Origin of the sequence: Streptomyces phaeochromogenes, from assembly GCF_001418655.1 — a bacterium.
GTDB lineage: Bacteria > Actinomycetota > Actinomycetes > Streptomycetales > Streptomycetaceae > Streptomyces > Streptomyces phaeochromogenes.
The window spans coordinates 20,817-45,544 of record NZ_LIQZ01000148.1 but is presented as its reverse complement, the minus strand read 5'-3'; the positions used below and the strand labels follow the sequence as shown (position 1 = coordinate 45,544).

Genomic DNA, 24,728 nt, shown 5'->3' with positions numbered 1-24,728 from the left:
CGGTAAGGGGCGGGCGCCAGGACGCCGTCCCTTACCGGCGTTCCGCGAGAGTCCGCTCGACTACCGGCGTTCCGCGAGTATCCGCTCGATCACGACGGCCACGCCGTCCTCGTTGTTGGCGACCGTACGACCGGAAGCTGCCGCGATCACGTCGGGATGGGCGTTGCCCATCGCGTACGACGTGCCCGCCCAGGTGAGCATCTCGACGTCGTTCGGCATGTCGCCGAAGGCGACGACCTCCTCGTGCGAGATGCCGCGCTCGGCGCAGCACAGTGCGAGCGTGCTGGCCTTGGAGACGCCGGGGCCGCTGATCTCCAGGAGCGCGCTCGGGCTGGAGCGGGTGACGTTGGCCCGGTCACCGATGGCCAGGCGGGCCGTCATGAGGAAGTCGTCCGGGGCGATCTCGTGGTGGAAGGCGAGGATCTTGAGTACGGGCTCATCGGCACCGGGTGCGTCCGGCGCCAGGAGCTTCTCGGCGGGCGCGAGGGTGTCGGGGGTCTCCATGTGCAGCTTGGGATACGCCGGCTCCTGGTAGAAGCCGTACGTCTGCTCGATGGCGAACACGGTCCCGGGCGCGGCGTCGCGGAGCAGCCGTACCGCGTCGAGCGCGTTGTCCCGCGCCAGCTCCCGGACCTTGACGAAGCGGTGGGCGCCGGGGCCGCCGTGCAGGTCGACCACGGCGGCGCCGTTCCCGCAGATGGCGAGGCCGTGACCGTGGACGTGGTCGCTGACGACGTCCATCCAGCGGGCGGGGCGTCCGGTCACGAAGAAGACCTCGATGCCGGCCGCCTCGGCGGCGGCCAGGGCGGCGATCGTGCGTGGCGAGACGGACTTGTCGTCGCGCAACAGGGTGCCGTCGAGATCCGTGGCGATCAGCCGGGGCGGGAGAGTGGAGGCCGGGTTCCCGGGCCGTCGGGTCGCTGAGGTCACTTCCTCATTCTCCCGCATATGCGTGCACGGGCGTGCGGCGGTCCGCACATGTGAGTGAGGCGTGCCTTCACCTGCGGTTTTGCCGACCCGGGGCTGAGGTGGGGCTTCCTTGAGAGACGCCTGTGGAGGGCCGCCGAAGCGACCGCCGCATCGGTCACCGGAGCGGGCATCCAGAACCGGCCCGCTGGAGCCGGCCCCACCTGCGTCGGTCCGCCGGAGCCGACTATCAGCGCCCGTCCGCCGGAGCCGGCCCATCGGCGTACGTCCGCCGCGAGTCCGCCCATCGGCGTAGGACCGCGAGTGCCGGCCGCCGAAGCCCGCCGCCGGAGCGAACCGCCCGAGCCAGGCGCCGGAACCAGGCCCCGGCCATGCCCTCAGCCGAGCTGTGCGACCGCCTCCATCGCGATGTGCTCGAAGACCTTCTCGTCCGCGGCGAAGTCCGGGTAGTCGGCGACGGGCCAGTGGATCACGATGTCGGTGAAGCCCAGCTCCATATGACGGCCCGCGAAGTCGACGAATGCGTCGAGGGACTCCAGCGGACGCGCGCGGTCCGGGGTGAAGCCGGTGAGCAGGACCTTGTCGAGCTCGTTCACGTCACGGCCGACCGTTTCGCACGCGGTGGTCAGTTTCTCGACCTGTCCGCGAATGGCCTGAACCGACTGCTCGGGCGTGCCCGTCTCGAACAGCTTCGGGTCGCCCGTCGTCACCCACGCCTGCCCGTACCCGGCGGCGAGCTTCAGCCCGCGCGGCCCGGTGGCGGCCACCGCGAAGGGCAGCCGGGGGCGCTGGACACACCCAGGGATGTTGTAGGCCTCGCGCGCCGAGTAGAAGGTGCCGTCGTGCGAAACGGAGTCCTCGGTGAGCAGCCGGTCGAGCAGCGGTACGAACTCGCCGAAGCGGTCGGCCCGCTCGCGCGGCGTCCACGGCTCCTCGCCGCTCTGCAGCAGCGTCGTGGCGTCGAAGCCGGAGCCGCCCGCGCCGATGCCCAGCGTGATCCGGCCACCGGAGATGTCGTCGAGCGCGATCAGTTCCTTGGCGAGAGTCACCGGGTGCCGGAAGTTCGGGGAGGTCACCAGCGTGCCGAGGCGCAGCCGGTCGGTGGCTCCCGCGGCGGCGGTGAGCGTCGGTACGGCCCCGTACCAGGGCCCCTCGCGGAACGTCCGCCACGACAGATGGTCGTACGTGAACGCGGTGTGGAACCCGAGCTGCTCCGCGCGCTGCCATGCGGAACGCCCTCCCTCGTGCCAGCGGAGGTACGGCAGGATCACGGTGCTCAGGCGCAGACTCATGCCTCAGAGCCTAAGCGCAGCCGCGGGACACACCCCAAACGGCCGGTGGGCGGGCCCGGGCCTTGGCAAGCCCGCAGGGGATGGGTCTGGGCAAGCCTGTGGCGGCGGGCCCGGACGAGCCTGCGGCGAGGGGTCTGGGCAGCCCGCGGGGACCGACCCCGCCGATCAGTGCGGGGCGGGAAACCGCAGGTAGCGCGCGGGCACGGCGGCCGTGAGCCAGACCCCGTTGGCGCTCACCCGGAACTCGTGGCCGTCGCGGTGCATGGCGGCGGCGTCCACGGAGAGCACGACGGGACGGCCACGGCGGGCGCCGACACGGGTCGCGGTCTCGCGGTCGGGCGAGAGGTGCACGTCGTGCCGGTTCATCGGCCGCAGCCCCTCGGCGCGGATCGCGTCCAGGCTGCGGCCGACGGTCCCGTGGTAGAGGTACGCGGGCGGGGTCGCCGCCGCCAGGCCCAGGTCGACCTCGACGGAGTGGCCCTGGCTGGCGCGGATCCGCGAGCCCTCGATCGCGAAGCGCCGCTTGTCGTTGTTCGCGACCACGTGGTCGAGCTCGTCCCGGGTGAACCGGAAGCCGTGCGCCTCCGCCGCGGCCATGAGCGTTTCGATCTCGACCCAGCCGCCCTCGTCGAGCGTGAGCCCGATCCGCTCGGGCTGATGCCGCAGGTGCTTCGAGAGGTACTTCGACACCTTCACGGTGCGTCTTTCGTCCATCCCGCCAGAGTGCCTGGCGAGACGCTCGTCACGCATTTGATTTTGACCCGGAGGTTTGATCCACAGCCAAATGCGTTATCCACAGGGCCAGTTGGAGAATCTGTGGACAACTCACCGACACTTTACGACGGTTCGTCAACTTTCCCAGGCTCAGCATGATTTGCGGCGAGTGCGTCCAAGGCACGGGCCCTGACCTCCCGTTCGGCGGCCACGGCGATGAACTCGGCCGCCTTGTCCGATCCGACGAGCCGCTCCACAGCGGCCATTGTCTCCGCGGGGACGGCCACGAATCGCGTCTCGTCCGCAGCAATCGGGGGTTGTTCCGCACCGAGGTGCCGGCGCAGATGCCGGTTGGCGAACAGCCGCATGGCCCGGGCGAGTTCGGCGTCCACAGTCTGGCGTGCGAGCGGTCGCAGGCGTCGTACGAGCGCGGCTGCTTCGACGGCATCCGCGTCGGTCGGCGGGTGCTCGCCGAGATAGCGGGCGAAGACGTGCTCGCTGGTGAACTCCAGGAAGCGCGAGGCGATGTGCTCCACCTGGCCCCTCAACTCCCGCAGATGGCCCGAGATCGCGGACAGCGGGACACCGGCCTCGTACAACTCGGCGGCCACGGCCAGCTCTTGAGGGCTCGGTACGAGGAACGTGTCCTCGTCCCCCGGAACGCGTTCGAGCACCCCGAGCTCGACGGCGTCGGCCACCGCCGTGTCGTCCGGGTGACCGCCGAACCGCTCGTCCAGCTCGGCCCGGGAGATACGGACCGCCTCCTCGTCCGTCCATGGCCCGTCGACCTCCGCGACCAGGCCGAGCACACCGCCGAGACCCCGGCCCGCGTCCCAGGCCTCCAGGAGTTCCTTGATCGAGGCCAGTGTGTAGCCGCGGTCCAGAAGGTCGGCGATCTGCCGCAGCCGGGCCAGATGGGCGTCCGAGTACACGTTGGCGCGGCCACGCCTCTCGGGCCGGGGGAGCAGCCCGCGGTCCTGGTAGGCGCGGATCGTCCGGACCGTGGCACCGCTGTGGTGTGCCAGGTCCTCGATCCGGTACGCGACGCCGGCCGGCTCGTCGTCCACGGTCCCTGCCTCCTGCCTTCCCGAGTCCTCGTCGCCACCCGATGCCGCTGCCGATGCTGCTGCCCGGGGCCACTACCCGATCGCGGCTCTGCCGATCGCCCCCGCCGCCGTCCGGGCTGCGGGTGACTGCGCCAGATACTCGACCGCCCTGCGCATCGAGCCCTCCTGGGAGGGATGGTACGAGCGCCGCAGATAGCGCGGCACGGCGGAGCCGAGCTCCTTCCACGTGGGCAACAGCCCTTTGCGCACCGCCCGGTTGTGCGCGCCGAGCGAGTAGCGCAGCCGCCCCGCCAGCCGCGGGTCGTGACGTATCAGGTAGGCCGCGCCCCACGCCCACATGTACAGCATCACGGGAGCCGTGACCGCCATGCCGGTGACCCTGCGCGCGTACCGGGGAAGGCCCTCGCCGCCGCAGTGCTGGTACATGTCGAAGGCGACCGCGCGGTGCTCCACCTCCTCCGCGCCGTGCCAGCGCAGCAGGTCGAGCATGACCTCGTCGGCCCCGGCACGGTCGAGCCCCTCGGCGGCCAGCACCCAGTCGCCCAGGACGGCCGTGAACTGCTCGATCGCCGCGATCACCGAGAGCCGGAAGCGCAGCCACTCCGATTCCGGTATCGGTGCGCCGAGCGGCGGGGTCTCGCCGAGGATCTTCCGGAAGAGGTAGTCGACGTGCTTCGTGTACGCGCCCGTGTCGAGGTCCTGCGCGGCGAGGTGGTCCAGCACGTACGAGTGCTGCACGCTGTGCGTCGCCTCCTGGCCCATGAACCCCTTGACGTCCTTGAGGAGTTCGGGGTCGCGGACCAGCGGAAGGCCCTCCTTGAAGACCTTCACGAACCACCGCTCCCCCGCCGGCAGCAACAGATGCAGCACGTTGATGACGTGGGTCGCGGTCGGCTCGTCCGGTATCCAGTGGAGCGGGGTCTCCTCCCAGTCGAAGGACACCCGCCGCGGCGTGATCGGGTAGTGGTCGCTCACAGGGGTGCCTTCATCGGTCACAGGGGTGGCTCCATTCGTGCGATCGCGCGCAGCGCTCTCGGCGTGAAGCGGGACATGAGGCGGCCACCGCGTGCCTCCGCGGTCACCGGCACCACGGCCTGGTTGCGGACGACCGCGCGCAGCACGGCCTCGGCGACCTTCTCCGGCGGGTAGTTGCGCAGCCCGTACAGCCGCGCGGACTTCTTCTGGCGCCGCTTCTCCTCGACGGCGTCGACCCCCGTGAAACGCGCGGTCGACGTGATGTTCGTGTTGATGAATCCCGGGCAGATCGCCGTGACTCCGATGCCCTGTCCGGCCAGTTCGGCGCGCAGGCACTCGCTGAGCATCAGCACCGCCGCCTTCGAGGTGCTGTAGGCGGGCAGCGTCCGGGAGGGCAGATACGCGGCTGCCGACGCGGTGTTGACGATGTGGCCGCCCTGTCCGCGCTCGGCCATCTGCTTCCCGAAGAGCCGGCAGCCGTGGATCACGCCCCACAGGTTGACGTCGAGGACGTTGCGCCAGTCCTCCGAGGTCGTGTCGAGGAACGAGCCGGACAGCCCGATCCCGGCGTTGTTCACCAGGACGTCGACCACCCCGTACTCGGCGGCGACCTTCTCGGCGAGCTTCTCCATGGCCTGCTCGTCGGAGACGTCGACCGTCTCGGCCCAGGCCTGGGGGGCACCGATGAGCCGGGACAGCTCCGCGGTGCGGGCCGCGCTCTCCGCGTCCCGGTCGACGGCCACCACGCGCGCGCCGGCCTCGGCGAACGCGAAGGCGGTGGCCCGCCCGATCCCGCTGCCCGCACCGGTGACTAGCACCAACTGCCCGCCGAAGCGGTCGGCGTACGGGCCGGTCGCCGCGGATGTGGTCCTCCCGCCCTCGGTGGTCGTCACGAACTCGGTGATCCAGGCGGCCAGTTGGTCCGGCCGGGTGCGCGGGACCCAGTGCTTGGCCGGGAGCGTGCGGCGCGTCAACTGCGGGGCCCACAGCTCCAGCTCGTCGTAGAGCTTCTCCGACAGGAACACGTCCCCGAGCGGCGTGATGAGCTGCACGGGCGCGTGTGCGTACGCGTCGGCGCGTGGCCTGCGCAGCCGGGCCCGTACGTTGTCCCGGTACAGCCAGGCGCCGTGTGCGGCGTCCGTGGGCAGCGACGGGGTCGGATAGTCGCCCCCGGGGACCTTTTCCAGCCGCCGCAGGATCTTGGGCCACTGCTTGCCGAGGGGGCCGCGCCAGGCGAGTTCGGGCAGCACCGGGGTGTGCAGCAGGTACACGTACCAGGACTTGGCGCCCTGGCCGAGCAGTTGACCGACCCTGCGGGGCGTCGGGCGGGACACGCGCTTCTTGATCCAGTGTCCGAAGTGGTCGAGGGACGGCCCCGACATCGACGTGAAGGAGGCGATCCGCCCCTCGGTGCGTTTGACCGTGGTGAACTCCCAGGCCTGGACCGAGCCCCAGTCGTGGCCCACCAGATGGACCGGGCGGTCCGGGCTGACCGCGTCCGCGACCGCCAGGAAGTCGTCCGTCAGTTTCTCCAGCGTGAACCCGCCGCGCAGCGGCTGCGGAGCCGACGACCTGCCATGGCCGCGCACGTCGTACAGCACGACATGGAAGTGCCCGGCCAGGCGTGCGGCGACCTCGGACCACACCTCCTTGGAGTCCGGATAGCCGTGCACGAGCATCACCGTGGGCTGCGCCGGGTCGCCCAGCTCGGCGACACACAGCTCGACCCCGCCCGTACGCACCCAGCGCTCACGCGCACCCTCAAGCGTCACTTGTCCTCCGCCCAGCGCCGCACGTGCGGCAGATCGTCGTCCAGCCAGAAGGCGCTCTGCTCGGGGTCCTCGGAGTCGGTGACCACGAGGATCTCCTCGAACTTCGCGCCCGTACCCCGGAATCCGAGGTGCGGCTCGACCGCCCACAGGCCGGGCCGGGGAGGGTGGTCGGAGAACCTGTACGGCGACCACAGCGGGGACCAGCCGTCACGGTGACCGTGGACCGCGTCGCTCGCCAGACCCTTGAGCGACTGCGTGCCGAACCCGAACAGATGTGGTGACCAGCGTCGTTCCTTCACCCGGTCGACCTTGTGCGCGATCACCCCGAAGGGATACGCCCGGTGCCGGTTCGCGTAGCCCTGGCGGACCATGAGGCGGTCCACGTCCTGGTAGATCTCGCGCAGCGGGCGCCGCTCGCGCACCTCGCGCAGGATCAGCTCGCGGTGGGCCTCCAGGTCGGCGAGGAGCCTGTCCTGCAGCGGGTTGGGCCCCAGCGAGCCGGAGTACCCGATGTCCGCGGTGAAGCCCTTGTAGACCGGCGCCATGTCGAGGATGAACGGCATCCCCGCCTCCAGGCGCCGGTTGGTGGGGAAGAACTGCAGCGGGATCCGGAAGTCCACGAACGCCGTACGGTCCCCGAACCAGGCGAAGGGCAGATGGAACCAGTCCCGTACGCCGCGCTCGCGCAGCCATTCGCGCTGCATCCGCGCCGCCTCGCGCTCGGTCACGCCAGGCTTCAGCTGCGCCGCGACCGCCTCCGCGCACTCGTACGCAAGCCGCTGTACCTCTCTGAACCCCCGCAGTTCCGCGGTGAGTCCGCCGCCCTTCCCCGAAGAAGTCCCTGGTGAAGCCGCTGCCGCTGCCACTGCCGAGGTCATGCCACCGTCCGTCCCAAGCCGACTGCCGTACACGCCCGCAACTTGACACTGATGAATGTGACAATTGTTGGAGGCTGCGTCAATAGGCGTGCACGCGACCTGTGGACAACCGGGCCCATGTGGACAATCGGGCCGAGACGGGCCCCGCGCGATGCCGTCCGTCGGCAGCCGGTTGTTCGACCTCAGGGGGACCCCTACGGGCCCGTAATACCCGAGAGGGACGCCGATACAGCTCCCAGGGTTGACGACCACTGTGGTCTGCGCCACTACCTTCGAATTGTGACTGTGATCGCGACCGAAAGCCTGAGCAAGCGGTTCCCGAGGGTGACCGCTCTTGACCGGCTCTCCGTGGACGTCGGGCCCGGTGTGACCGGACTCGTCGGAGCCAACGGAGCCGGCAAGTCCACACTGATCAAGATCCTGCTGGGTCTGTCCCCCGCCACCGAGGGCCGCGCCGAAGTGCTCGGACTCGATGTCGCCACCAAGGGCGGCGACATCCGTGAGCGCGTCGGGTACATGCCGGAGCACGACTGTCTGCCGCCCGACGTCTCGGCCACCGAGTTCGTCGTCCACATGGCGCGCATGTCCGGCCTGCCCCCGACCGCGGCCCGCGAGCGCACCGCGGACACGCTGCGCCACGTCGGCCTCTACGAGGAGCGCTACCGCCCCATCGGCGGTTACTCGACGGGCATGAAGCAGCGCGTGAAACTCGCCCAGGCTCTGGTCCACGACCCGCAGCTGGTCTTCCTGGACGAGCCGACGAACGGCCTGGACCCGGTCGGCCGTGACGAGATGCTCGGCCTGATCCGCCGTATCCACACCGACTTCGGCATCTCCGTCCTGGTCACCTCGCACCTCCTCGGCGAGCTGGAGCGCACCTGCGACCACGTCGTGGTCGTCGACGGCGGCAAGCTCCTGCGGTCCAGCTCCACCACGGACTTCACGCAGAGCACGGCGATCCTCGCGATCGAGGTCACCGACACCGACGAGCACCCGGACGGCACCCGCGCGGTGCGCGACGTGCTCCACGCGCGCGGGATCGACACCCACGACGGCAGCGGACTGCCCGGCGCGGGCCACATCCTCCTGCTCACGGCGGAGGGCGAGGAGACGTACGACGTCGTACGGGACGTCGTCGCCGACCTGGGCCTCGGTCTGGTGCGCATGGAGCAGCGCAGGCACCACATCTCGGAGGTCTTCAAGGACAGCGACGAGCAGGCTCTCCAAGGCGGCGACGAACAGCGGAAGGAGGCGGTCGGCCATGGCGGTTGAGCAGCCCCCGGCACAGACCTCGGCCCAGGCCACGGCCCCGGCCCGCCCGGGCGAGCAGACCCGGATCCACAACATCGGCTACCGCAACTACGACGGCCCGCGCCTGGGCCGCGCGTACGCCCGCCGTTCGCTCTACTCGCAGTCCCTGCGCGGCGCCTACGGCCTCGGCCGCTCGGTGAAGTCCAAGGTGCTGCCGATGCTGCTCTTCGTGGTCATGTGCGTCCCCGCGCTGATCATGGTCGCGGTCGCCGTCGCCACCAAGGCGAAGGACCTGCCCGTCGACTACACGAGCTACGCGGTCATCATGCAGGCCGTCATCGGCCTGTACGTCGCCTCCCAGGGACCGCAGTCCGTCTCACGGGACCTGCGCTTCAAGACCGTTCCGCTGTACTTCTCCCGCCCCATCGAGACCGCCGACTACGTCCGCGCCAAGTACGCGGCGCTGGCCTCGGCGCTGTTCATGCTCACCGCCGCACCGCTGCTCGTGCTGTACGTGGGCGCGCTGCTGGCCAAGCTCGACTTCTCCGACCAGACCAAGGGTTTCGCACAAGGGCTCGTCTCCGTGGCACTGCTCTCTCTCCTCTTCGCCGGCATCGGCCTGGTCATCTCGGCGGTCACGCCCAGGCGCGGCTTCGGCATCGCCGCCGTCATCGCCGTACTGACCATCTCCTACGGAGCCGTCTCCACCGTCCAGGCCATCGCCCACTCGCAGGACAGCACCTCGGCGATCCCGTGGCTCGGCCTTTTCTCACCCATCACGCTCATCGACGGCGTACAGACCGCCTTCCTCGGCGCGTCGTCCTCGTACCCCGGCGAGGTGGGGCCCTCGTCCGGACAGGGCGTCGTCTTCCTCCTCGTCACCCTGGGACTCATCGCCGGTTGCTACGGCCTGCTGATGCGCCGCTACCGAAAGGTCGGACTGTGACCACGCTCACCATCGACCACGTGTCGCGCTGGTTCGGCAACGTGGTGGCCGTCAACGACGTCACCATGACGATCGGCCCCGGCGTCACCGGCCTGCTCGGTCCGAACGGCGCGGGAAAGTCCACCCTCATCAACATGATGGGCGGCTTCCTGGCCCCCTCCACCGGCAGCGTCACGCTCGACGGCCTGCCGACCTGGCGCAACGAACAGATCTACAAGCAGATCGGCATCGTCCCCGAGCGCGAGGCGATGTACGACTTCCTCACGGGCCGCGAATTCGTCGTCGCCAACGCCGAGTTGCACGGCCTCGGCGACAAGGCCGCCCAGCGGGCCCTCGCCACGGTCCAGATGGAGTACGCGCAGGACCGCAAGATCTCCACGTACTCCAAGGGCATGCGCCAGCGCGTGAAGATGGCCTCGGCGCTCGTCCACAACCCGTCCCTGCTGCTCCTCGACGAGCCCTTCAACGGCATGGACCCCCGCCAGCGCATGCAGCTCATGGACCTGCTGCGGCGCATGGGCGACGAGGGCCGTACGGTCCTCTTCTCGTCCCACATCCTCGAAGAGGTCGAGCAACTCGCCTCGCACATCGAGGTGATCGTCGCCGGACGGCACGCGGCGAGCGGTGACTTCCGCCGGATCCGCCGCCTGATGACGGACCGACCGCACCGCTACCTGGTGCGCTCCAGCGACGACCGCGCCCTCGCGGCGGCGCTCATCGCGGACCCGTCGACGTCCGGCATCGAAGTGGACCTCCAGGAGGGCGCGTTGCGCATCCAGGCGGTCGACTTCCCACGCTTCACGGCACTGCTGCCGCGGGTGGCCCGTGACCACGGCATCCGGCTGCTCACGGTCTCGCCGTCCGACGAGTCCCTCGAGTCCGTCTTCTCGTATCTCGTCGCGGCGTAGGAGGCCAAGATGTACGACCCCACAGTCGCCCGGCTCACCTACCGCGGCCTGCTCGGCCGCCGCCGGGCCCTCATCCTGGGCGCCCTGCCCGTCCTGCTGATCGTCATCTCCGTGGCCGTACGCGGCTTCACGGGTGCCGACGACCAGGTGGCCTCCGACGTCCTCGGCGGGTTCGCGCTCGCCACGATGGTGCCCATCATCGGCGTCATCGCGGGCACCGGCGCGATCGGCCCGGAGATCGACGACGGCTCGGTCGTCTACCTGCTGGCCAAGCCGGTCAAACGACCCACCATCATCTTCACGAAACTGATCGTCGCCATCGCCGTCACCATGGCGTTCTCGGCGATCCCGACGTTCATCGCGGGAATGATCCTCAACGGCAACGGCCAGCAGATCGCCGTCGCCTACACGGTCGCCGCGCTGGTCGCCTCCATCGCGTACGCCGCGCTCTTCCTGCTCCTGGGCACCATCACGCGGCACGCGGTCGTCTTCGGACTCGTCTACGCCCTCGTGTGGGAGGCCCTCTTCGGGTCGCTGGTCTCCGGGGCACGCACGCTCAGCGTCCAGCAGTGGTCCCTCGCCGTCGCCCAGAAGGTGTCCGGCGGCGACCTCGTCACGTCGGACGTCGGGCTGACCACGGGGACGGTGCTGCTGGTCGTGGTGACCGTCGCCGCCACCTGGTTCGCCGGACAGAAGCTGCGGACGCTGACGCTGGCCGGCGAGGAGTAACCGCTCCGGGGAGTCGGGGCGGCTCCACGCGCGCGTGACCGGCTTTCCGGGGGCACGCGCGCGTGGAGCCTCTTTTGATCTTGAGATCGGCTTTACACGCGGAACGGCACACTTGCTCAAGGGGATGCACAGCGAGGAGGAACGGGGATGGCAGGGCAGGCACCGAGGAGCGAAGGGCAGGGCCCCGGCGACGGTCAGGGCCAGGAGACGTCCGAGGACGTCTGGGACGAGCTGGTCCTGGACGACGACTTCATACGGTCCGCCGATACGGCCGAGCCGTCCGCGCGAGCCCGGATGCTCGCCGCCCGCTGGCGCGACGGCGGACCCGACCCGCAGCCCTGGCGCTCCGACGAGCCGCCCGCGGGCTGGTTCTTCAGCAAGGCACGGCGCCGCAGGTGGCGTCGCAGGTAGCCCGCCTCCCGGTCACCTCGCGATCGCCCCGGCAGTCTTCCGCCATGGGCCGCGCCCGGCCGGTGATTTATTCGGTGGCGTCCAACTCGGCGTACGGGCACAGTGGTTATGTCCAAGTCGCCGGTTTCCTTCGGCGCCACGATCTGGGAGAGGAGCGCGACGATGCCCGTCAGTAGCAGTTCGTCGAGCTCCCAGCAGGGCAGCCGGCGGGCTCCGGAGTAGTTACCCCTCCGTCGAGTCCGCCCCACACGGGGAGCTGCCCGGGGCGGCCGCTTCGAGCGCGCACATTGGCGCGGGCCGCCCACCCGGAGGATTGGCCGAGCGGTAAGGCACCGGCTTGCTAAGCCGTGGTCGGGGGTGACCCCCGCGCGTGTTCGATCCACGCATCCTCCGCCAGACGCTGTCGCCGTGACTCGGCGGCGTTCGAGACACCGCTCAGCGGCGAGATTCCTGCCCACCTGCCACCCGCCGCCCCCGCTCGCCTCTATCGCCCCTTCGGGGCGGGCTCATCACGTGCCGCAGCCGGTTTCTCCGGCAGCGCCGGGGGCGGTGGTGGCGGTGACGTCAGCCCAGCAATCTCTCCAGCACCACCGCGATGCCGTCGTCCTCGTTCGACAACGTCATCTCGTCCGCGACGGCCTTGAGCTCCTCATGGGCGTTGGCCATTGCTACGCCATGGGCCGACCACGCGAACATCGGGATGTCGTTCGGCATGTCGCCGAAGGCGATCGTCTCCGCGGCCTTCACGCCCAGGCGGCGGGCCGCCAGGGAGAGGCCCGTGGCCTTGGACAGGCCGAGGGGGAGGATCTCGACGATGCCCTCGCCCGCCATCACGACGCTCACCAGACCGCCGGCCGCCGCTCGTGCCGCCGCCGCCAGCTCGTCGTCGGTGAGTTCGGGATGCTGGATGTACATCTTGGTCAGCGGCGCGGCCCAGAGCTCCGCGACATCGGTGAACGGGACGGCCTTCAGCTGGCCCAGCACCCGGTAGCCGGGGCCGATCAGGACGTCCCCGTCGACGCCGTCGCGGCTCGCGGCGAGGGCCAGCGGGCCGACCTCCGCCTCGATCTTGGCCAGCGCGAGGCCGGCCACCTGCCGGTCGAGGGTCACCGACGTGAGCAGGCGGTGCGCTCCGGCGTCGTACAGCTGCGCGCCCTGACCGCACACCGCGAGTCCCTCGTATCCGAGTTCGTCGAGGATGTGGCGTGTCCAGGGCACCGCGCGGCCGGTGACGACGAGGTGCGCGGAGCCCGCCGCGGTGGCCGCGGCGAGCGCCTCACGCGTGCGCTCCGAGACCGTGTCGTCGGAGCGCAGCAACGTTCCGTCGAGATCGGTCGCGACGAGCTTGTAGGGGAACGCCCCGGTCTCGCCGGCCCCGCCGGTCTCCCTGGTCGAAGCGGTCGAGGCTGTGGACCCAGTGGTGCCGGTCACTTGGAGATCGGCTCCAGCACCTCGCGGCCGCCCAGATACGGACGCAGCACCTCGGGAACCCGTACGGAACCGTCGGCCAGCTGGTGGTTCTCCAGGATCGCCACGATCGTGCGCGGGACGGCGCACAGTGTGCCGTTCAGCGTCGCGAGCGGCTGCACCTTCTTGCCGTCGCGCATGCGCACCGACAGTCGGCGGGCCTGGAAACCGTCGCAGTTCGAGGCCGACGTCAGTTCGCGGTACTTGCCCTGGGTCGGGATCCACGCCTCGCAGTCGAACTTGCGCGAGGCGGACGAGCCCAGGTCGGCCGACGCCACGTCGATGACCTGGAAGGGCAGCTCAAGCCCGGTCAGCCACTGCTTCTCCCACTCCAGGAGCCGCTGGTGCTCGTTCTCGGCGTCCTCGGGGTTGACGTACGAGAACATCTCGACCTTGTCGAACTGGTGCACGCGGAAGATGCCCCGCGTGTCCTTGCCGTACGTGCCGGCCTCGCGGCGGAAGCACGGCGAGAAGCCCGCGTAGCGCAGGGGCAGCTTGTCGGCGTCGAGGATCTCGTCCATGTGGTACGCCGCGAGCGGGACCTCGGAGGTGCCGACCAGGTAGTAGTCGTCCTTCTCCAGGTGGTACACGTTCTCCGCGGCCTGGCCGAGGAAGCCGGTGCCCTCCATGGCGCGCGGGCGGACCAGCGCGGGGGTCAGCATCGGGATGAAGCCGGCCTCGGTGGCCTGCGCGATCGCCGCGTTGACGAGGGCGAGCTCAAGCAGCGCGCCGACACCCGTCAGGTAGTAGAAGCGCGAGCCGGACACCTTGGCGCCGCGCTCGACGTCGATGGCGCCCAGCGCCTCGCCGAGCTCCAGGTGGTCCTTGGGCTCGAAGCCCTCGGCGCCGAAGTCGCGGATGGTGCCGTGCGTCTCCAGGACGACGAAGTCCTCCTCGCCGCCGACCGGGACGTCGGGGTGCACGAGGTTGCCGAGCTGGAGCAGGAGGCGCTTGGTCTCCTCGTCCGCCTCGTGCTGCTCGGCGTCGGCAGCCTTGACGTCGGCGGCGAGCCGGCCCGTCTTCTTGAGCAGCTCGGCCTTCTCGTCGGCGGACGCCTTGGAGATGAGCTTGCCGATGCTCTTCTGCTCGGAACGCAGCTCGTCGAAGCGGACGCCGGACGACCTGCGCCGCTCGTCGGCGGAGAGGAGGGCGTCGACAAGGGCGACGTCCTCTCCACGGGCGCGCTGGGAGGCGCGAACACGGTCGGGGTCCTCACGAAGCAGGCGAAGGTCAATCACCCCACAAGGCTACCGGTGCGGGGTTCCGACTCACGACCCGGTATTCCGTTCTGTCGCTTCTGTCATGTTTTGCGGGAATTGGTAAGGCGCTTCAATGGCGTCAATGAAAGAGGTCCCGCTCCCTGGAACGGGGCAGGTGGGATTCGGTCGGTTGACTCGATTCCCTTGTGGGGAACGGGACTTGAGAACTGGGTTGTCCACAGAAATCCACAACCCGGAAAAGTTATCCACAGGCTGTGCGAAAGATCTGTGGACATCGGAAGTGATCGTTCCCAAAGCTGTGCGCAGGGCCAAGAATTCCCGGACCAAACCCTCCCTACACGCACTTTCGAGTGGAAATGGTTCGCTCTATGGGATTGGTCAACAGAAACGGGTGGACGAAGGGTGACCGATGGGGCTGTGGACGGACTTGTGGGCTGTAGGGCGATTTGTCGACTGAGTCGCGCTTCGTTGTCGACTTGTCCCCAGGTCGAGAAGCGTGCCTGTGGATAACTTCTGTGGACAGAGACAATCTGCAGGTAGGACTGGTCGAAACGGGCGGGCGGAGCCGCCGGCTCCGCCCGGGAAGCCGCCCGGAGGACGGCCGGTGGCTGCCGGGTTGCCAACGGGTGGCCGCCCCGCAGCCGTGAGAAAAGCCCGCTCGGAAACCGGCGCTGAGCGAGCCCGCGCCAAGCGAACCCCACTCGGCAAGCCGCGCCAGGCGTCCCGCTCAGCAAGCCGCTTCTCAGCAAGCCGCTTCTCAGCAAGCCGCGCCTCAGCAAGGCCCGCTCGGCAAGTCCTGCTCAGCGAACCCCGCTCGGCAATGCCGCCCGGCAAGCCCCGCTCCGCGAACCCCGCCGCTGAGTAACCCGCTCACCAAAGCCCGCTCAGAACCGGCCGTCCTGGCAGCGCGCCAGCCAGTCCGAGGCCGCCGCGAACTCGCTCTCCGACGTACCGGCCCGCGGCGGGCGTACGTCCTTGGGGTCGACGTCGGCCTGCGGATAGGAACCGAGGAACCGCACCTGGGGACAGATCCGCTTGAGGCCCATCAGCGCCTCGCCGACACGGCGGTCGGCGATGTGGCCCTCGGCGTCGATGGCGAAGCAGTAGTTGCCGATGCCCTCGCCGGTCGGCCGGGACTGCAGCAGCATCAGGTTGACCCCGCGGACGGCGAACTCCTGGAGGAGTTCGAGCAGGGCACCCGGGTGGTCGTCGCGCTGCCAGATGACCACGGAGGTCTTGTCCGCGCCGGTCGGCGCCGCGGGCCGGGCCGGCTTGCCCACCAGGACGAACCGGGTCTGCGCGTTCTCCGCGTCGTGGATCCCCGTCTCCAGGGCCACCAGGCCGTACCGCTCCGCCGCGAACTCGCCCGCGAAGGCCGCGTCGTAGCGCCCCTCCTGCACCAGGCGGGCGCCGTCCGCGTTGGAGGCCGCGGACTCCCAGATGACGTCCGGCAGGTTGTTCTTCATCCAGTTGCGGACCTGCGGCTGTGCGGCCGGGTGCGCGCTGACCGTCTTGATCTCCGAGAGCTTCGTGCCCGGGCGGACCAGCAGCGCGAAGGTGATCGAGAGAAGTACCTCGCGGTAGATCATCAGCGGTTCGCCGACGGCCAGTTCGTCGACCGTGGTGGTGATGCCGCCCTCGACGGAGTTCTCGATCGGTACGAACGCGGCCTCGGCCTCGCCGGCCCGGACCGCGTCGAGCGCGGCGGGCACGGACACCATCGGGATGAGCTGCCGGGTGGCCGACTCCGGAAGAGTCCGCAGAGCGACTTCGGTGAAGGTGCCCTCGGGGCCGAGATACGCGTAGCTGGCTGGCATGGCCTCACCCTAATGGGCCTTGCGCGGCCCGGCTCCCGCTTCCGGCCCCAGCCGTTCCAGCCGTCCGGGCTGCCTCAGTCTCCTCAGCTGCTTCAGCCGCCTCAACTGTCCCAGTCGCCTCAGTGAGTGGATCTCACCCCTCCAGCAACTTCTGCCCCACGTACTCCCCCTCCGCCGCCCCGCCCGGCACGGCGAACAGTCCGCTCGACTCGTGCCGGATGTACGTGGACAACGCGTCACCGCGGTCGAGCTTGCGCTGCACCGGTACGAAGCCGCGCAGCGGGTCGGCCTGCCAGCAGACGAAGAGCAGCCCCGCGTCCGGGACGCCCTCGGCGTCGATGCCGTCGTGGAAGGAGAACGGCCTGCGGAGCATCGCGGCACCGCCGTTCTCGTCGGGCCGGGTGATGCGGGAATGGGCGTTGATGGGGACGACGAGCCCGCCGTCGGCGTCGGTCTTCTCCAGGTCCATCGCGGTCGTCTCGGTACCGCCGGAGAGCGGTGCCCCGGTGGCCTTCCGCCGCCCGATCACGTCCTCCTGCGCCTTGACCGAGAGCTGCTCCCAGTCGTCGAGGAGCATGCGGATACGGCGTACGACCGCGTACGAGCCGCCTGCCATCCACGACGGGTCGCCCGCGTCGGGCACGAAGATCCGCCGGTCGAAGTCGGACTCCGACGGCTTGGGATTGCGCGTGCCGTCGATCTGCCCCATCAGGTTGCGGGCCGTCATGGGCTGGGAGGTGGCTCCAGGCGTGCGGTTGAAGCCGTTCATCTGCCAGCGCACCTTCGCCGCCCGCCCCGCGTCCTGCTGGATCGCGCGCAGGGCGTGGAAGGCGACGAGGGCGTCGTTCGAGCCGATCTGGACCCACAGGTCGCCGTTGCTGCGCGCCTTGTCCAGGTGGTCCGAGGAGAAGTCGGGCAGCGGGTCGAGGGCGATCGGCCGCTGCTTCTCCAGTCCCGTACGGGCGAAGAAGCTGTGGCCGAAGCCGAAGGTGACCGTGAGGGACGAGGGTCCGGCGTCGCGTGCCACGTCGGTGTCGGCGCTCGCGGACGCCTCGCCCGCCATCAGTCGCTGGGCCGTCGTCGACCAGCGCCGCAGCAGGGCGGATGCCTCCTTGCGGCCCGCGCCCGCCGCGAGATCGAAGGCGACGAGGTGGCCGCGGGCCTGGAGTGCGGTCGTGATGCCGGGCTGATGTTTCCCGTGAAACATCACCTCGTCCGCGCCGAGCGAGCTGAGGAGCGCGGTCCGGTCGGCGGAGGGCGCGGCGGCATATCCGGCGGCCCCGCCCGCGGCGCCGAGCGCGAGCCCGGTGGCACCGGCGGTCCCGAGCAGGCGGCGCCGCGAAATGACGCCCTTGGAGGGGGCCTTTTGGGAAACGGCCTCCCCAGGAGGGGCATTTTCGGAAGAGGCCCCTTTGGCAGCGGCTCCCTTGGGAGCGGCCTTCGGGGCAGCGGCCTTCTGGGAGACGCCTCCCTGACCGGATGCCCCTTCGGCGGGGGCACCCGGGGAGGACGTCTCCGGAGTGGACTGTTCAGCCATGGTGTCGTTCAGCCGATCTGCGCGTTCTTGTCCACGGTCACCTGGTCGATGTCGGAGGTCCTGACCGTCACCGCGATCGCCCAGTTGCCCGCCATCGGGATCTGTACCCCGGTCGCCGTCCAGTGTCCGGTGGCGATCCGGTCGGGGACCACGGGCAGCGGTCCGATGTCCTTCGCCTTGAGGGTGAAGGAGACCTTGACCTCGGGGATGTCGAAGGCCTTGCCGTTCGGCCGCTGTACGTAGACGTGCATGTCGTTGCCACCGACGCGGGCCGGGTCGATCTCGACGCGTGCGAGGCCCTTGCCGTCCTTGCCGCCGGTGTCGAACGGGATGTCCACGGCCAGTGCGCCGGTGGCCTCCTGCGAGCTGGCGGCGGTGGCGGCCTCGGCCTCCTCCACCGTGCGCCCGGGTTCGGTGGACGTCAGCACGGTGGTGACGGCCAGCAGGACCACCGCGACGCCCGCCTCGGCGAGCACCGAGCGGCGCAGGCCCGAGCGGAGCGGATCGGCGTCCCTCACGCGCTTCTCGCGCGCGGTGGCCACCGCGGCCCGCTGCCGGGCCAGCTGGGTGGCCCGCTTGCCGTCACCGCCGCCCGCGGGAGTGGCGGCCGGCTCCTTCTCGTCCTCGGTCTCGCGGTCCTCGTCCTCCGACTTCTCTGAGGTCGCCGAGGTCGCCGCAGTCGCGGAGGTCTTGGCCGAGGCCTTGGCAGGGGTCTTGGCCGAGGTCTTCGTGGTGGCCTTCACCGGCGTGGCCGCCGAGGTCTTCGCGGCCTTCACGGCCTTCGTGGCCGGTGCCTGCGACAGTCGCGCCGTCCAGCGGCGCGATATCCACGCGATGCCGACGAGCACGACCACCAGGCCGATCTTGACGAGCAGCAGCTGCCCGTACGACGTCCCGGTGAACGCGGACCAGGAGCCGAGCTGTCGCCACGACTGGTAGATGCCCGTCGCGGCCAGCACGGCCACGCTGCCGAACGCGATGCGGGAGAAGCGGTGTACGGCGGCCGGCTCGATGGACGGGGCGCGGTAGAGCGCCACGAGCAGCGTGGACAGGCCGCCGAGCCAGACGGCGACGGCGAGCAGGTGCAGCACGTCGACGGGCATCGAGATTCCGGTCTGGATACCGGTCGAGGCGTGCTCGGCCATGGCCCAGGTCGCGGCGAGACCCGCCGCCACGACGAACCCGCCGATGGCGAGCCCGAAGGTCAGATCGCCCTTCTCCTCGTCGTCCTCGCGCTTTTCGTACGCTCCGAAGAGCACGGCGATGAACAAGGCTCCCGCGGCGAGCAGCAGCAGGCGCGAGACGAGCGCCGCGCCCGTCTTGGTCTGCAGCACATCGCTGAGCAGGGCCAGGTCGAAGATGTCCCCGACCTTCCCGGAGCCGGTGTACGAGCCGCGCAGCAGCAGCATGGCGAGCGTGGCCCCGGTCAGCGCGAGCCACCCGGAGACGACCAGCCGCTGAACCGACCGCTCCCCGGTGCCCCGCTGCCAGCAGGCCAGCACGAAGGCCGCGCCGCCGACGAGCAGGATGAAGCCCGCGTACGAGAGATAGCGCGCGAAGCCGTAGAGCCCGCCCACCACTCCGCCGCCGGCTTCCTGGTCGGACACGGAGACGGAGGTCGTCGAGGGGGCCCCGATGGAGAAGGTGAAGGCGCCGGAGACGGGGTGGCTGTCCGCCGACACCACCTGGTAGGTGACGGTGAACGTGCCGTCCGGCAGGCCCGAGTGCAGCTTCACGGAGTACGTGTTCGTGCCCTGCTCGCTGGTCTTCCCGGTGTCGACGCGCTTGCCCTTGGGGTCGAGCACGCGCACCGAGCCGTCGGACATCGCGACACCCTCGGAGAAGGTGAGCGACACCTGGGCCGGCGCCTCCTTGACCACCGATCCCTGCTGGGGGTCGCTCGCCGTCAGGGCGGCGTGCGCGGAGACGGGCGCGGACCCGGCGAGGAGCGCGCCGGTGACGGCGAGGAGCAGCAACAGCAGCGTCCGGACGCGGGGAGCGATGGTCTGGCTCACGGTTGGTCCCTCCCTCAGTGGTGAGACGTCGAGGACGACTGCAGGGACGACTTGGTGGTCGCTGTCGGCCGGTAGGTGGGGGACTTCACCGGCATCTCGACCTTCATCGGCCCGGACTTGGTGAAGTGCAGCTCCAGGGACACCTTGTCGCCCTCCTTCGGCTTGCGCTTCAGCTTCTCGAACATGAGGTGGTTGCCGCCGCTCTCCAGCACGAGCTTCCCGTGACCGGGGACGTCGAGGTTCTTGACCTCGGTCATCGACTGCCCGGACGTCGTGTGGAGGGTGACCTCGCCGGCGATGTCGCTGGTGACGGAGGACAGCCTGTCGTCGGCCCCTCCGGCGTTGGCGACGACCAGGAAACCGGCCGCCATGGAGTCCGAGACCGGCTGCGGCATGTAGACGGAACCGACGGACAGTTCGGGCTCCGAGGAGCCCGAGTCCGAGTCGCCGCAGCCCGCCAGGGCCAGGGCGGCGGCCACGACGATGGCAGCCGCCGAGGTGCCCGTGGACGTGGGCACCCTCCTGGCCGCCGTACGACGCGTCACGGCTTCTCGCCCTTGATCAGCTTGGGGAGGTCCTTGGTGTAGTCGTCGACGGTGGCGTCCTCGCCGTACAGCACGTACCCGCCGTCGGTCTTCGGGGAGAAGGCGATGACCTGGGTGCCGTGCATCGAGACGACCTTGCCCTTCTTGTCCTTCTTGGGCGCCTCGATGGAGATGCCGAGCGTCCGGGCACCGCCCTGGATGGTGGCGAAGGAGCCGGTCAGGCCGACGACGTCCGGGTCGATTCCCTTGAGCCACTTGCCGAGCGCGGCGGAAGTGTCCCGCTCCGGGTCGGTGGTGACGAACACGATGCGGAGCGAGTCCTTCTGGGCCTGCGACAGCTGCTTGTTCTGGGCCAGCTGCTTCTCGGCGACGGCGATGTTGTTCATCGTCAGCGGGCAGACGTCGGGGCAGTTGGTGTAGCCGAAGTAGACCAGCGTCGGCTTGCCCTTGGTCTCCTTGCGGAGGTCGTACTGCTTGCCGTGCGTGTCGGTGAGCACGAGGTCCGGCTTCTCGAACGGCTTGTCGAGGACCGTCGCGGCCTTGTCGGAGCCCGCCTCCTCGGAGACCTCGGCGACCGCGTTGTCGGCGTCGTCACCGCTGCCGCAGGCGGAAAGGGTCAGGGCTGCCGCGGCGAACAGCGCGGCAGCGGCGTACGTCTTCTTGCGCATAGTGCATTCTCCGGGGGGACGCCTCACCCGGTCGCCGCTGTGCGGCGGGCCGGACCCCCGGCCGGAAACGGATTCGGCCGGGGATCCCGGTGGGGCGTCCCGGGGTTTCGATGAGTGGGACTTGGCTTACGCGGTGGTACGCCGACGACCGGCGAGCACGCCGAACGCCACGCCCGCCACGCCGACGACGATGCCCACGACGCCCAGTACACGGGCCGTGGTGTCGCTGCTGTCGGAGGAGGCGGCCTCGGTGGTCGAGGTGTTGGCGGCGGCCTTCGCGTCGTCGGCCTCCGCGGAGTCGTCGGAGGCGGCGGAGGCGGAACCGTGGTGGTCGCCCTCGGCGGCGGACAGGGCGAGCACCGGAGCCGGCGACTCGGGCTCCTCCTCGCCCTTCGTCGGGGTCTCGATCCAGCGCACGACCTCCTTGTTGGAGTACGTCTGGATCGCCTTGAACACCAGCTCGTCGGTGTCCTCGGGCAGCGCGCCGATGGAGAGCGGGAACTTCTGGAAGTAGCCGGGCTGGATGCCCTTGCCGTCGGCGGTCCAGGTGACCTTGGTGACGGCCTCGTTGATCTTCTCGCCGTGCAGTTCGAGCGGCTTCTCGAGCTTGGACTTGGTGACCTTGACGGTCCAGCCGTCGACGGCCTGCGGCATCACCGAGGCGAGCGGGTGGTCGGCCGGGAAGTTCACTTCGAGCTTGGTGGTCGAGGCCTTGTCGCGCTCGTTCGGCACCTTGAAGTTGACGGTCGCGTAGCCACCCTTGGCGGCCGTGCCCTCGGGCTGCACGCTGACGTGCGCGAACGCGGGGCCGGACAGGACGAGGACGGCGGAGGCGGCGACGGCGCCGGTCGCGGCGATACGGGAAGCCTTCATGGCAGGACACTCCACTTTCAGCACTGGTTCGGTGGCAGAACGGGGTTGCGCGTGCGAAAGAGCGGGCACGCGCGCGTGCCGCACGACGGCACCCCGGGAGTGATACGTCCAGAAGTGGTGCGTCGCGTCAGGCGGCGAGGGCGAGAACCCCGTGGGCCGGCGGACCGCGCCGGACGACCGAGTGCTGAAGAGCGGTCGCGGGCACGGCCGGTGGCACGTACTCCGTGGCCCGCGGTACGCGCGGCGCCTCGGGGGACGTGCCCGGGAGACCCGCCAGCAGGGCGCGTACGAGCGCCAGGGCCCCGCGCAGGGAGACGAGCGCCCCTTCGGCCACTCCGTGCGCCGAGAGGCGCAGGAGGCGCCGCAGCGCGACGTCCCCGCGGCGCAGCAGCCATCCGGTGGCGGCGGCGGCGAGAACGTGGCCGAGGAACATGGACAGCGACGGCAGCGCCGACATCGGCGTTCCGGTGGCGGCCGACGCCATGGCGCCCGCCTGTTCGTGGGCCGCGTGAGCCGTGCCCGACCCGCCCGTTCCGCCCACCCCGACCGTGTCCAGCCGGGCGTCGGCGAGGATCCGCTGCGCCTGGGCGGGACTGAGCGTCGCGACGGACGCGCCGCACACCAGCCGGGCGGCCCGGGCCACGAGCGAGGCGTCCACACCGGTGGCCGCCGTCGCGGTCGTGCCGTGCTGGCCGAGTCCGAAGAGCGTGTGCAGCGCGGTCTGGCCGACCGCGAGCAGTACGGCGATGCCCGGCAGGGAGCGCTCACGCCCGGCGAGCGGTGCCGCGACGGCGAAGACGGCGAGGAATCCGGCACCCAGCGACCACAGGGGAACCGTGGCGCAGGAGACGATCGCATGACCGGCCGCGGCCAGCACGACACAGACCGCGGTGAACACCGCGGCCCTCAGGACCCGGAGATCACCTCCGGTACACGCGCGCTGGTGGGGGGCAGTCATGGCGGGCTCATCATCGCACTGGGCTCACCGGCTCCACACGGCAGGTCCACAAGGTGACGTACGTTCCGGAAGGTCACGTTCTGACACCGGTAGTACGCACATACACCGGCGGATGGAGTCGGCACATCCCCCGAATGGGCGGCATCACGTCAACGGCACGCTTACACCCGGCCCTGTGCGGCAATACGTATCGGTATGTCGAGCCGCGGCCAGGAGGCTGGAGCATGAGCATCTGGTGGTCCCTCCATCTCCGGCGTGAAGCGGCGAGCGTGCCGCTCGCCCGGCGCCTGCTGCTCGGCACGATGGAGTCGGCAGGGGTGGATCCCGACATCTCCTACGACCTCTCCGTCGCGCTGAGCGAGGCCTGCGCCAACGCCGTCGAGCACGGGGGTGAGTCCGTCCATGGGGAGTCCGGCGAGGCCTACCGGGTCACGGCCTACCTGGACGGCGAGACGTGCCGTATCGAAGTGGCCGACTCCGGACCAGGGTTCCCCTCGGGACGGGGACGAGCCCGCGTCCGGCCCGCCCACAGCGACGCCGAGAACGGCCGGGGCCTCTGTCTGATCCAGGAGCTCGCCGACCACGTCCACATCGGCAACAAGCCGGGCCGGGGCGGCGCGGTGGTCAGCTTCGACAAGATGCTCAAGTGGCGCGAGGACACGCCGCTGATGGCCACCCCCTAGGAGGGGGGTTTCCCGCCTGCTTCGCCCTCCCCGGGATTCTCAGGGTCCTCACAGCCGCCCCCCATGTTCCTGACGGACGGCGTCCCTAGCTTTCCTGGCATGACGGGAACACACAAAGACACGACGATCACCCGGCGCCGCGCGATCGCGGTCACCGGTGGCACGGTCGCGGCCGGTGGGCTCGCGATCGCGGGATACCAGTCCGCCTTCGCCGACGAGACGACCGCCACGGCCACGGAGACGGCCGCCGCGAGCGCGTCCGCCGGTTCGAGCAGCGGCACCTGTGTCCTCATGTCCAGTGTCACGGAGGGCCCGTACTACCTGGACGGCGCTCTCGTGCGGAAGGACATCACCGAGGGCAAGAGCGGTGTCCCGCTGACGCTGCGCATCACCGTGCAGGACACCACCGAGTCGTGCGCCCCGGTGGCCGGCGCGGCCGTGGAGATCTGGCACTGCGACGCCTGGGGCTACTACTCCGGCTACACGACCGCCAACCCCGGCGGCTCGGCGCCCGCCGAGAGCGAGGACGGCTCGACCGCCGACGACAAGACGTACCTGCGCGGCTACCAGGTCGCCAACGCCAACGGGGTCGTCAAGTTCGAGACGATCGTCCCCGGCTGGTACACGCCGAGGACCTGCCACATCCACGTGAAGGTGCACACCGGCGGCGAGAAGGAGGACGGCACCTACGAGGGCGGCAAGGTCAACTTCACCGGCCAGCTCTTCTTCGATGACGCCGTCGCCGAGCAGATCTTCGAGCTGGAGCCGTACTCGCAGCACACCGGCACCTGGACCAAGCTCGACGACGACATGGTCTACGACGGCGGAGGCGCCTCCAGCGGCCTGCTCACCCTGAAGCCCGTCCACAAGAAGGACCCGTCCAAGGGCTACAAGGGATCCATCACCCTCGGCATCGACCCGGACACCGAGAACACGGGCGCGGGCAGCGGCGGCGGTGGCGGCGGAACGCCCCCGAGCGGCGCGCCCGGCGATGCGCCGAGCGACGCCCCGAGCGCGTCGGCCTCCTCCACCGAATCCTCCTCGTAAGCGTTTACGTCGATGAGAGGCCGTGAAG

Annotated in this window: 23 protein-coding genes and 1 tRNA gene; 8 read left to right on the top strand and 16 right to left on the bottom strand. The window is 70.2% G+C overall.

Annotated features, from left to right (window positions below; genetic code table 11):
• Window positions 1-60: 60 nt before the first annotated feature.
• The 7 genes from AOK17_RS20570 to AOK17_RS20540 form a co-directional block, all read right to left on the bottom strand.
• Window positions 61-948 carry a Cof-type HAD-IIB family hydrolase gene (locus tag AOK17_RS20570; protein WP_206190792.1) on the bottom strand — a complete coding sequence of 296 codons (888 nt, stop codon included), beginning with the start codon at window positions 946-948 and terminating at the stop codon, window positions 61-63.
• Between the two features lie 356 nt (window positions 949-1,304).
• On the bottom strand, window positions 1,305-2,219 hold the full coding sequence (locus AOK17_RS20565; RefSeq protein WP_055613978.1) for an LLM class flavin-dependent oxidoreductase: 915 nt from the start codon (window positions 2,217-2,219) through the stop codon (window positions 1,305-1,307).
• A 165-nt stretch (window positions 2,220-2,384) separates the two neighbouring features.
• Window positions 2,385-2,933, bottom strand: a complete 549-nt coding sequence (locus AOK17_RS20560; protein ID WP_055613977.1) for an RNA 2'-phosphotransferase — start codon at window positions 2,931-2,933, stop codon at window positions 2,385-2,387.
• 122 nt (window positions 2,934-3,055) lie between these two features.
• Complete coding sequence (locus AOK17_RS20555) at window positions 3,056-4,000, bottom strand: MerR family transcriptional regulator (RefSeq protein WP_055613976.1); 945 nt, start codon at window positions 3,998-4,000, stop codon at window positions 3,056-3,058.
• Window positions 4,001-4,072: 72 nt separating this feature from the next.
• Window positions 4,073-4,996 carry a metal-dependent hydrolase gene (locus AOK17_RS20550; RefSeq protein WP_206190791.1) on the bottom strand — a complete coding sequence of 308 codons (924 nt, stop codon included), beginning with the start codon at window positions 4,994-4,996 and terminating at the stop codon, window positions 4,073-4,075.
• Window positions 4,993-6,747 carry an SDR family oxidoreductase gene (locus tag AOK17_RS20545; RefSeq protein WP_055613975.1) on the bottom strand — a complete coding sequence of 585 codons (1,755 nt, stop codon included), beginning with the start codon at window positions 6,745-6,747 and terminating at the stop codon, window positions 4,993-4,995. The genes AOK17_RS20550 and AOK17_RS20545 overlap by 4 nt, the downstream gene beginning before the upstream one ends.
• Complete coding sequence (locus AOK17_RS20540; protein ID WP_079053164.1) at window positions 6,744-7,625, bottom strand: M24 family metallopeptidase; 882 nt, start codon at window positions 7,623-7,625, stop codon at window positions 6,744-6,746. Before AOK17_RS20540 ends, AOK17_RS20545 begins: the two co-directional genes overlap by 4 nt.
• Window positions 7,626-7,910: 285 nt before the next feature.
• Between AOK17_RS20540 and AOK17_RS20535 the strand changes: the two genes are divergently transcribed.
• From AOK17_RS20535 to AOK17_RS20510, 6 genes are all read left to right on the top strand, one after another.
• Window positions 7,911-8,897, top strand: a complete 987-nt coding sequence (locus AOK17_RS20535) for an ABC transporter ATP-binding protein (RefSeq protein WP_055613974.1) — start codon at window positions 7,911-7,913, stop codon at window positions 8,895-8,897.
• Window positions 8,887-9,822: an ABC transporter permease gene (locus tag AOK17_RS20530; protein ID WP_055613973.1), complete on the top strand. Its 936-nt coding sequence runs from the start codon at window positions 8,887-8,889 to the stop codon at window positions 9,820-9,822. The genes AOK17_RS20535 and AOK17_RS20530 overlap by 11 nt, the downstream gene beginning before the upstream one ends.
• Window positions 9,819-10,730 (top strand): ABC transporter ATP-binding protein, encoded by a 912-nt coding sequence (locus AOK17_RS20525; RefSeq protein ID WP_055613972.1) that lies wholly within the window; start codon window positions 9,819-9,821, stop codon window positions 10,728-10,730. Before AOK17_RS20530 ends, AOK17_RS20525 begins: the two co-directional genes overlap by 4 nt.
• A gap of 9 nt (window positions 10,731-10,739) precedes the next feature.
• Window positions 10,740-11,459, top strand: a complete 720-nt coding sequence (locus AOK17_RS20520) for an ABC transporter permease (protein WP_055613971.1) — start codon at window positions 10,740-10,742, stop codon at window positions 11,457-11,459.
• A 147-nt stretch (window positions 11,460-11,606) separates the two neighbouring features.
• Window positions 11,607-11,870, top strand: a complete 264-nt coding sequence (locus tag AOK17_RS20515) for an SGM_3592 family protein (RefSeq protein WP_055613970.1) — start codon at window positions 11,607-11,609, stop codon at window positions 11,868-11,870.
• Window positions 11,871-12,177: 307 nt separating this feature from the next.
• Window positions 12,178-12,266, top strand: a tRNA-Ser gene (locus tag AOK17_RS20510).
• A gap of 168 nt (window positions 12,267-12,434) precedes the next feature.
• On the opposite strand, the gene AOK17_RS20505 is transcribed toward AOK17_RS20510, so the two are convergent.
• The 9 genes from AOK17_RS20505 to AOK17_RS20465 all read right to left on the bottom strand — a co-directional run bounded on the left by AOK17_RS20505 (window position 12,435) and on the right by AOK17_RS20465 (window position 22,970).
• Window positions 12,435-13,301: an HAD family hydrolase gene (locus AOK17_RS20505; RefSeq protein ID WP_079053163.1), complete on the bottom strand. Its 867-nt coding sequence runs from the start codon at window positions 13,299-13,301 to the stop codon at window positions 12,435-12,437.
• Window positions 13,298-14,575 (bottom strand): serine--tRNA ligase, encoded by a 1,278-nt coding sequence (gene serS / locus AOK17_RS20500; RefSeq protein WP_055613969.1) that lies wholly within the window; start codon window positions 14,573-14,575, stop codon window positions 13,298-13,300. The genes AOK17_RS20505 and serS overlap by 4 nt, the downstream gene beginning before the upstream one ends.
• Window positions 14,576-15,441: 866 nt before the next feature.
• Complete coding sequence (pheA, locus tag AOK17_RS20495; RefSeq protein ID WP_055613968.1) at window positions 15,442-16,374, bottom strand: prephenate dehydratase; 933 nt, start codon at window positions 16,372-16,374, stop codon at window positions 15,442-15,444.
• Window positions 16,375-16,507: 133 nt separating this feature from the next.
• Window positions 16,508-17,911 carry an iron uptake transporter deferrochelatase/peroxidase subunit gene (gene efeB, locus AOK17_RS20490; RefSeq protein WP_055613967.1) on the bottom strand — a complete coding sequence of 468 codons (1,404 nt, stop codon included), beginning with the start codon at window positions 17,909-17,911 and terminating at the stop codon, window positions 16,508-16,510.
• Window positions 17,912-17,919: 8 nt separating this feature from the next.
• Window positions 17,920-19,926, bottom strand: coding sequence for a copper resistance CopC/CopD family protein (locus tag AOK17_RS20485; protein WP_055613966.1), 2,007 nt, complete (start codon window positions 19,924-19,926; stop codon window positions 17,920-17,922).
• A 14-nt stretch (window positions 19,927-19,940) separates the two neighbouring features.
• On the bottom strand, window positions 19,941-20,471 hold the full coding sequence (locus tag AOK17_RS20480) for a copper chaperone PCu(A)C (protein WP_245697253.1): 531 nt from the start codon (window positions 20,469-20,471) through the stop codon (window positions 19,941-19,943).
• On the bottom strand, window positions 20,468-21,139 hold the full coding sequence (locus tag AOK17_RS20475; protein WP_055613964.1) for an SCO family protein: 672 nt from the start codon (window positions 21,137-21,139) through the stop codon (window positions 20,468-20,470). The genes AOK17_RS20480 and AOK17_RS20475 overlap by 4 nt, the downstream gene beginning before the upstream one ends.
• A 126-nt stretch (window positions 21,140-21,265) precedes the next feature.
• Window positions 21,266-22,012, bottom strand: coding sequence for a YcnI family copper-binding membrane protein (locus tag AOK17_RS20470; protein ID WP_055613963.1), 747 nt, complete (start codon window positions 22,010-22,012; stop codon window positions 21,266-21,268).
• Window positions 22,013-22,139: 127 nt separating this feature from the next.
• Entirely contained in the window at window positions 22,140-22,970 is an 831-nt protein-coding gene (locus AOK17_RS20465; protein WP_055613962.1) for a hypothetical protein, read from the bottom strand.
• A gap of 224 nt (window positions 22,971-23,194) precedes the next feature.
• Here AOK17_RS20465 and AOK17_RS20460 point away from each other — a divergent pair, with 224 nt between their 5' ends.
• Both AOK17_RS20460 and AOK17_RS20455 read left to right on the top strand, forming a co-directional pair.
• A complete protein-coding gene (locus AOK17_RS20460) occupies window positions 23,195-23,653 on the top strand; it encodes an ATP-binding protein (RefSeq protein WP_055613961.1) in 459 nt (152 codons plus the stop codon).
• A gap of 99 nt (window positions 23,654-23,752) precedes the next feature.
• Window positions 23,753-24,700 (top strand): intradiol ring-cleavage dioxygenase, encoded by a 948-nt coding sequence (locus tag AOK17_RS20455; protein ID WP_055613960.1) that lies wholly within the window; start codon window positions 23,753-23,755, stop codon window positions 24,698-24,700.
• Window positions 24,701-24,728: the final 28 nt, after the last annotated feature.